This is a genomic window from Komagataeibacter oboediens, from assembly GCF_018491655.1.
GTDB classification, from domain to species: Bacteria; Pseudomonadota; Alphaproteobacteria; order Acetobacterales; family Acetobacteraceae; genus Komagataeibacter; species Komagataeibacter oboediens.
Map to the genome: position 1 here is coordinate 1 of NZ_JABLUU010000058.1, position 217 is coordinate 217.

The 217-nt window shown below is 66.4% G+C and carries 1 protein-coding gene; it reads left to right on the top strand.

The genetic code is table 11. From position 1 onward, the window contains the following. Positions 1–217: hypothetical protein (locus tag HNO79_RS16375; RefSeq protein ID WP_214165959.1), on the top strand; the 217-nt coding region annotated here is incomplete at both ends.

Here is a 217-nt window from a genome sequence, read left to right on the forward strand (position 1 = left end):
TCGGCACGGTCACGCTGCTGCTGGTGCTCAACCGGCGGCGCGGGCGGGGGATCACCGTGTTCCTCATGATGCTGTCGCTGCTGGTGTCGCTGCGCTACATCGTGTGGCGGCTGACCGCGACGGTGCAGTTCAGCAACTGGCTGCAGACGGCGCTGGCCGTGCTGCTGCTGCTGGCCGAGGCCTATGCGCTGATGACGCTGTGCCTGAGCTATTTCCA